General features: G+C 53.3%; 6 protein-coding genes and 2 pseudogenes. 5 read left to right on the top strand and 3 right to left on the bottom strand.

The features are described from left to right. Both ACP7IZ_RS13200 and ACP7IZ_RS13195 read right to left on the bottom strand, forming a co-directional pair. On the bottom strand, window positions 1-240 hold a 240-nt coding region (locus ACP7IZ_RS13200; protein ID WP_426849632.1), incomplete at its 3' end, for a transposase. A gap of 243 nt (window positions 241-483) precedes the next feature. Next, window positions 484-1,476, bottom strand: coding sequence for a TonB family protein (locus ACP7IZ_RS13195; protein WP_039892090.1), 993 nt, complete (start codon window positions 1,474-1,476; stop codon window positions 484-486). Window positions 1,477-1,804: 328 nt separating this feature from the next. Here ACP7IZ_RS13195 and ACP7IZ_RS13190 point away from each other — a divergent pair, with 328 nt between their 5' ends. After that, window positions 1,805-2,335 carry a DUF2946 family protein gene (locus ACP7IZ_RS13190; RefSeq protein ID WP_006117545.1) on the top strand — a complete coding sequence of 177 codons (531 nt, stop codon included), beginning with the start codon at window positions 1,805-1,807 and terminating at the stop codon, window positions 2,333-2,335. Between the two features lie 76 nt (window positions 2,336-2,411). Further along, a complete protein-coding gene (locus ACP7IZ_RS13185) occupies window positions 2,412-4,634 on the top strand; it encodes a TonB-dependent receptor (RefSeq protein WP_006117546.1) in 2,223 nt (740 codons plus the stop codon). A 282-nt stretch (window positions 4,635-4,916) separates the two neighbouring features. On the opposite strand, the pseudogene ACP7IZ_RS13180 reads toward ACP7IZ_RS13185, so the two are convergent. Further along, window positions 4,917-5,261, bottom strand: a pseudogene (locus ACP7IZ_RS13180) (IS5/IS1182 family transposase); the annotation flags it as partial. Between the two features lie 139 nt (window positions 5,262-5,400). Between ACP7IZ_RS13180 and ACP7IZ_RS13175 the strand changes: the two are divergent. The 3 genes and pseudogenes from ACP7IZ_RS13175 to ACP7IZ_RS13165 form a co-directional block, all read left to right on the top strand. Next, a complete protein-coding gene (locus ACP7IZ_RS13175; protein WP_019088957.1) occupies window positions 5,401-5,700 on the top strand; it encodes a hypothetical protein in 300 nt (99 codons plus the stop codon). Further along, entirely contained in the window at window positions 5,687-6,889 is a 1,203-nt protein-coding gene (locus ACP7IZ_RS13170; protein WP_006117547.1) for an OprO/OprP family phosphate-selective porin, read from the top strand. Before ACP7IZ_RS13175 ends, ACP7IZ_RS13170 begins: the two co-directional genes overlap by 14 nt. Before the next feature lie 131 nt (window positions 6,890-7,020). Next, window positions 7,021-7,692 (top strand): annotated as a pseudogene (locus tag ACP7IZ_RS13165) (transposase); the annotation flags it as partial. Window positions 7,693-7,870 lie beyond the last annotated feature (178 nt).

Here is a 7,870-nt window from a genome sequence, read left to right as displayed (position 1 = left end):
ATACTCTGTCCGTTCATCAGACAAATTGTTCAACGTCTGGATGACCAGAATTTTGAACATCAGCACCGGATCAAACGGCGGACGTCCGCCTTTACTTCCGTCCGAATAGGCCAGAGCCAGCTCCAGATCAGGGCGGAACACCTCAAAATCCACAGTCCGGGAAAAGGCCTCCAGCTGATCGCCAAGCCCGCTCAGCCGAGCAAGGCGCTCTTCAACATCAAAGAAACCAGGCTGCTTCATCTTCCACCATCCCCAATCAACGCCGAAGAAATGGAATCACACAGAACAGCTCAGAGACAAAGGGTTTTTCGAACCCTCCATCTTGTTATATGCGTCTGCATACTGATGCCGCTGCGCGTATGAGAATGTGTACACCATGAGCCTGCCGCCCCTGATCGAAATCGGGGGCATTATACTGCACAGGGATGGGGGCTCAATGTATCAAACACGGCACATAGCAGTAAAAAAACTTTATTTTCTACGCTAACGAATATGAAACCCCACCGGAATCCGCCCCACCATGGGGGCGGACGCCGGTGCGGCACAGTGCAACCCACGGGCAGCGGCCAGCGCCTGTGCATCCAGATCATCATAGCCGGTACTCTGTACCAGTCGGGTGGCGGCAATACCCCCGTCTGCTGCCAGAGTGACCTCCACCACGCCTTCTCCTTCTTCGTGCAGATGCCGGGCCATGGGGGGATAATGCGTCTGCGGTGGGGTGCAGGTAAGCGTGCGCGCCCCGCTCCCTTTGGCCACATGCGCCACCGATGCCGCCGCCGATTGCACAGCAGCAGAGCCCTGAGCCGCAGGAGGTGTCGCTCCCTCTGGAGAATGCGAAGTCGGACTGGCCTTGGGTGGAGGTGGCACAGCCGCCTTGTGGAGCATTGGAGAAGACGGAGCCGAAGGCCGGTGCTCATGTGCGGAAGCGGCCTTCTGCGCGGCAACAGGCGCGGGCACACTCGCAGGCGGCAAGATATCGGTCATGGGCGGTACGGGTGGTGCATCCGCTGGCGTGACTGGCGCTTCCAGCGGGGAGGCAAGCGCCTCATCTGGCAGCGTCATCTCAGGGGGCTGCGCGGCATGAGTGAGGTTAGCCGCAGGAGGCACACTGAGCGGTTCTGCTTGCTCAGGAGATGGAGCGGGAACAGATTGCGGTTCCTGCGGCGGGGTCACAGAAGCGGGGTTCGCGGTGCTGGCGGGCCTGCTGGCCGGAGATTCAAACACCATCTCCACAGCTTTCTGCCCCGGTGCTTCAGGCGGATGTCTGGGGTGCAATGTCACCAGCAGGCAGGCTGTAATCACCCCGTGCCCCGCCACTGCCGCCAGAAGAGCCAGACTCCACACCCGGCTGGTCCGGCTCTGGCGAGCAGAGAACACGGCCCCCTCCGGCGGTGCCAGAGGAGGACAGATTTCCGGCGCACGCACGTCTGGCGTTAATGCACCGTCATCCTGCCCCAGTCTGCCGTGCGGTTTCACCCGTCCGCGTTCCTTTGTCCTTTGGTCCTGAACCGCCCATACCCACAACGCAAGGCAGATACACCCAAGCGCCCAAACGGCTGCGACTCCTTGCCACTCATGCCGCCTTACACGCGTGCCTGCCTGTTTTCCGCCCGTTTTCTGCGTGGTCTGTGTGGGCTTTTTCCGTAGTTTTATACCTCTGGCCGTTGCCTTCAATCAGAAAGATTACTTTCGCGGCAGTCACACGTTTGACACAAAGCCCCCAATAGACAAATAAAGCAAAGCCCCACCCCATTTTTGGGCCATCCTACCATGGCCCGCACAGACAGGAGTTCAGGCTGCTCTGATGGCTCGCCCCTCCCACTCTTTGCATACACTGCTGAAATGGCCGCTGGTGGTGGTGACACTGGTGGGCTTTCTCGGCCTGCTTGCCCTTCAGAGCTTTGCGCAACCGGATGAACTTCCCCGCACCACCATAGTCCGCCTTCTGGGCATGGATATTGCCGCTTCCCTCTCCGTCCCCGATGACGTTTTGGATGCAACGCCCGCTGGTGCAGTGTTCTCTGGCTCTACATCGTCTCACACAAGGCAGAAGGGTTCGGGCCTTACCTCACCAGAAAGTGCGGTAGGTCGTGCCCACCACATGGCTGCGGCCATGGCGGGTAAATCCACCCAGTCGCATTCCGGCCATCACCATAGGGCGGATGGGTGTCCACTCTGTCCGCTGCTCTCGCTACCAGCGGCGCTTCCCATGGCCGTAATGCTGGTGCCCCCACCCGTTCTGCGGTGGATGCGGCGTGGCAGTCATGCCTCCACCCCACGCGCACCGCCGAGCGTTTTGCTTGGTCTGCCCCCCTCATGTGGGCCTCCTGCCTGAACCAAAGCCTCTTCACGCCTTTCCGGCCCCATAACCGGAAAAGAGTTCTGTACGCTTTGTTTTCAGGATTGTTCTCATGATTACACTTATCAACCCACGCCGCGTGCCGACGTGGGCGTGGGTTATTGCCGCGGTGTACGCGGCCCCCACCATATCCGCCGCGCAGGCGCAAACAACGGCTGCACAGGGTAGTGCCAGACAAAGCAACACGGCCTCTGGCAGTTCCGTTGTCACCTTGCCCCGGCTGGATATCTCAACGGATGAGGAAGAAGAAACCTCCCTCTCCGATGCCCCGCTGACCGCGTCCTCGCCCGATGCTAGCTCACAGCGCATGTCCCGGCTTTCCAGCCCGGATGTGTCCTCGCTGTTCCGTAACCAGCCGGGGTTCAGTTCCTACGGCGGCGGGCGGCTGGCCAATCTGCCCGTGCTGAACGGCATGGCGGATGATCGCGTCGCCACTATTGTGGATGGCGTGCGCATCTCTCCCGCCTGCCCCAACCACATGAATCCCGCCCTCTCCTACATTGATCCGGACAGCGTGCAGACTGCCACCAGCATTGCGGGCCTGACCCCTGTCAGCAGCGGGGGCGACAGTCTGGGCGGCACCATTGATGTGGAACGGGCAGACCCGCGCTTTGCCCGCAAGGGAAAAATTCTTGTGACAGGCCGGGTGCGCGGTACCTACCGCAGCAATGGCGGGGCCTACGGGGCTTCCGGTTCCGTCACGGTTGCCAATCATCTGCTCAGCATCCGCTATACGGGTTCTTATGATCAGTCTGGCAATTATCGGGGGGGTGCGGGCATGGGCACCGTGCACTCCACCAATTACCTGACCTATAATCACGCCGTAACGGTGGGCCTGCACAAGGGCAACCATCTGGTGGCCATTACCGTGGGGCAGCAGGATACCCCGCGTGAGGGCTTTGCCAACCAGTATATGGACATGACCAACAACCGCTCCACCTTTGTAAACGGCAAATATACCGGATCATTTGACTGGGGCACGTTTGAAGCCCGTGGCTACTGGCAGCGCATTACCCACGCCATGGACATGCTGGCGGACAAGGGCGGCCATTCCGCCACCACCGGCATGCCCATGAACAATGACTCCCGTCTGGCGGGTTATTCGCTCAAGGCCACCATACCGCTGGGGCGTTTCCACACGCTCAAACTGGGCAGCGGGTTTGACCATGTGGGGTTGAATGACTGGTGGCCCCCGCTGCAAGGTAGCATGATGATGGGGCCAGATACCTACCACAACATCAATAACGGCCACCGCGATCGGCTGGGCCATTACGCCGAGTGGGAAGCCCACTGGACGCCCCGCGTTTCCACCTTGCTGGGGTTCCGCAATGATCTGATCATGATGAACACGGGAAACGTAGCTCCCTATTCATGGACCGGCATGATGAACATGACGGATGCCATGGCGGCCCGCGCCTTCAACGCCCGCAACCGGGAGCGGACGGATGTGAACTTTGATGTCACCGCCATGGCCCGCTGGAAGGTAACAGACAGCTTTACGCTGGAAGGCGGCTACGCCCGTAAATCCCGCGCGCCCAACCTGTATGAACGCTATGCGTGGGGCCGTGGCACCATGTCTTCCAGCATGATCGGCTGGTTTGGCGATGGTAACGGCTATGTGGGCAACGTGGATCTGAAGTCAGAAATCGCTAACACGGCCAGCGTGACGCTGGACTGGCATGACCCCACTGCCGCCAACAGATGGGGCCTGACGGTGCAGCCCTATTACAGCTACGTGCGCAATTACATCAACGTGGTGCAGTTGAGCACCTTCTCCAACGGGCACCATCTGCTGCAATTTGCCAATCACAACGCTCAGACCTACGGCATTAACGCCTCTGGCCATTACACGTTGTGGGACACGGCGCAATATGGCAAGGGTGAAGTCACCGGTGTGCTCAACTGGGTGCGTGGGCAGGATGAGGTCACGCATTCCGGCCTGTACCACATGATGCCGCTTAACGGTACGGTGGCGGTGCATGAAACGGTGGGACACTGGACAGGCCGGGTGGAGATGAACTTTGTCAAACCCAAGGACACGGTGGACTGGCTACGTGGCGAACCCCGCACTGCAGGCTACGCCCTGCTGAACCTTGGCGGCAGCTACACGTGGAAGATGCTAACGCTGGATGCCGGAATTGATAACGTGCTCAACCAGCCCTACTATCTGCCGCTGGGTGGTCTCTCTCTGGGCGATACACGCTATATTGGCACCACTCGTGCTCTGCCGGGCATGGGTCGCTCCTTCAATATAAGCCTTTCCGCCACGTTTTAAGACCATACATTCTCTGCCTGCGCAGAAAGAGAGCCTACAGGCAGAGAGTGAAAGTGCCTTTATGGCGGTTACGCACCTCCCCGGTTCCAGTTCAACTTAAGACCTGATATTATGAGGACGCTGGCACCGGTGTGGTCTGTGCAATCAGATGGAGGGTTCGAAGAACTCTTATTTTGGTAAGGTTGGCTGGTATTTTTCGAGTTTTGGCATACTGATTGATGATTTCTGCGATGGCATCTGATCTGCGTTTTGAGCAAGGAGAAGGCTTCCTGCTCTGGACTGCTATGCTGTGGCACTGACCCGTTCCAGAAAGAGGAAACGTCGCATATTGTAGATGATATTGGTCAGCCCGATCCTCATGGTGGCCCGTATGATACCGACAGTTCGGATGAATAGTCCGGTCTGTGATTTCTGATCTGCAAAGACATGCTCAACGCGTGATCAGATCACGGACTTGCCTGCATCGGATCGCTGAATATGACGGAGTCATGGGTTGGGGCGCGGCTTCTTCCTGGGAACCTTCGAGACGAAACCCTCTTTATCTATGAAGTCTTCATTGGCTTTTGAATGATACGATTTATAACCAAAGAATGGGATGGCCAGATATGTTGCGGGTATACTCCTGTCAGAAAAATTCTGCCCAAAAATATTTGCGCAAATCATGTATTATAATAACATAAAAAATATTTGTAATTTAAGATGCCTTTTTGTAACAAAAACACGTTAGATAATGTGCACATATGGAAACAAGTAAGGGTCTTACGTCATGTCATTACGAGTCAGATTTGATCCTGAGTATGTTGGAGAACAAATCGGACAATTATGTTTTGAAGAAAATCGTAATGTACAAGAATTAGATTTATACTTAGCTGGCGCAGCTTATGCTGTATGTTTGTCTTTAGGAAAAGAAAAGCCTTGGAAACAAAAAGATTTTGTTAATATTGGTTTATCTATTGTTCGTTCCGGAACTAAAAGATTTCTTGATCTTACAGAAAAAAACATATTGGTAAACTCGGTTCCACAAGAAAATGATATGAAGTATATGAAAAATTATGTGGGAAAATAAAAAGTTTATTTTCTGTATTTTGATTGTTTCGAATTTTTCTGACTCCGATGCTTTTGCCAAAACTGTTAAAGATATCGTTGTAGGGAAAGTTATTATCCACCCTTTTGCACAAGATCAACTCGAGGTGGGTAGTAATATACATGGCAATCAGCACTCTTCTCCATCTGCTAGTGGCCCTCATATCCGTAACGGGGTAAGAATTAATATAGCTAATCAGGTCAAGATCGGTGCCATTTGGGACTTTGGGGCGGCTCCCGGTGGACAAATGCGTCTATTCGAAGGTGCTGCCAGCTATACTGGTTTGAAACATTTTCAATTTTCTGTCGGAGTGTTCAATCCGAGTTTTGGACTGTCATCAATGCAGTCCAGAGGTGATAGCATTTTTCCTGAACGGGCAAGCGTTGCAACAATTACCCGTGGACTTGCCGCCGGTGCAAATCGTCAGGCAGTGCAAGCGTTATTTTACGGAAATTACTATCATTTAGCCATTTCTGGAACGGCTGGGACAGCTGGCCCGGGAAAAGACGGTAATCAAAGAGCAATTGTTTTTAGATCTGTGATTCTACCGATACATACCCAAGAATTCCTTATGCATGTAGGTATATCAGGTGAGTGGGTTTTTCGACCGTCTCATAAAAATTCTATGGAAGAAGGTGTATCATTTTCAGATACACCTGAAAACGACGATGGATTAAATGATAAATATATAAAGACAGGTAATATTCCAGCAAAGAGCTCTGGTGCTTTTGGTTTAGAGGGAGCTGTTGCATGGAAGAAACTATTAATAAGTAGCGAATACTATAATTTAATTGTTAATGAAAATAAAAACTCTAGAATAAACCGTCAAAATTTTTATGGATGGTATATTACTGCGGCATATACATTGGTTGGAAAGCCGCGAGCATGGAAACCCACATCTGCAAGTTTTGCTTCTCCATCATGTGATCAGAAAGTCTCTACCCTCTGCCATGCCATGGGAGTCATAGAACTGGCGACAAGGTTTTCTCAAATGGATTTAGAAAATAGTGATGTATCTGGGGGCAAGCAAAATATATGGAGCGTAAATATAAATTGGTATCCCTTGGATATCATACGAATTTCTTTGGATTATTCACACACAAAATATTACGAAAAAGAAAATTATCATAATTTTGATAGTATTTTATCAATGTTCCAAGTGTATTTTTAATTAAACTTAAGTATTTGTTGTGTAAATGGTTATAGGGGGCAGGTAGTGAAGCTGGAGGGTTCGAAAAACTCTCTGGTTTTAGGTCTCTCTCTGTGATTCCCTCTTTTGTGTGATGATTGGGGGGATGGCTCATGAAACAGTCTGGTTTTTTTGATGTTGAAGAGCGGCTTGCTCGGTTGAGTGGGCTTGGTGACCAACTTGAAGCATTTTCCCGGACTGTGGATTTTGAGGCGTTCCGCCCTGATCTGGAGCAGGCTCTGGCCTATTCAGACAGGAGCAAAGGCGGCCGTCCGCCGTTTGATCCGGTGCTGATGTTCAAAATCCTAGTCATCCAGACGTTGAACAATTTGTCTGATGAACGGACAGAGTATCTGATCAATGACCGTCTCTCTTTCATGCGCTTTCTTGGTCTGGGGCTTTCGGACCGCGTTCCGGATGCCAAAACGATCTGGTTATTTCGTGAGCGTCTGACCGAGGCAGGCGCCATCCAGCAGTTGTTCGAGCGCTTTGACGCCACCCTGCGTAACGCTGGGTATCTGCCGATGTCCGGCCAGATCCTGGATGCCACGCTGGTGGCAGCGCCAAAGCAGCGCAATACCAACGGGGAGAAAGAGGATCTTCGTGAAGGGCGGATCCCACAGGACTGGCAGGACAAGCCGGCAAAGCTGTCCCACAAGGACAGGCACGCCCGCTGGACGCTGAAGTTCACGAAGGCAAAGCGGCAGGAGGACGGGACGCTCCCGGCCACGGACCTCGCCATTCCGTTCTTTGGTTACAAATCACATGTTTCTATCGATCGAAAGTTTCGACGCGGAAATCTCACAGAAGGGTTGTACATCGGGTTAGATTATGAAAAAGTCTGTTTTGCACAAAAGAAATTTCCATAATCATCAAGAAAACCCGATGCAGACAGAGTGTAGCGCAGGCGCGTATGAGTTTCCAGCCTCCTGTGGACGGCGTGTTGTGGCCCGTTTTGACGGG

It is taken from the genome of Acetobacter sp. AAB5, from assembly GCF_050106715.1.
In the GTDB taxonomy this organism is placed as follows: Bacteria; Pseudomonadota; Alphaproteobacteria; order Acetobacterales; family Acetobacteraceae; genus Acetobacter; species Acetobacter oryzifermentans.
This window is presented reverse-complemented; position numbering and strand designations above follow the sequence as displayed.

Coding starts and splice junctions, on each gene's coding strand:
- ACP7IZ_RS13190 (WP_006117545.1), top strand. CDS start 1,805: ATGGCTCGCCCCTCCCACTCTTTGCATACACTGCTGAAATGGCCGCTG.
- ACP7IZ_RS13185 (WP_006117546.1), top strand. CDS start 2,412: ATGATTACACTTATCAACCCACGCCGCGTGCCGACGTGGGCGTGGGTT.
- ACP7IZ_RS13175 (WP_019088957.1), top strand. CDS start 5,401: ATGTCATTACGAGTCAGATTTGATCCTGAGTATGTTGGAGAACAAATC.
- ACP7IZ_RS13170 (WP_006117547.1), top strand. CDS start 5,687: ATGTGGGAAAATAAAAAGTTTATTTTCTGTATTTTGATTGTTTCGAAT.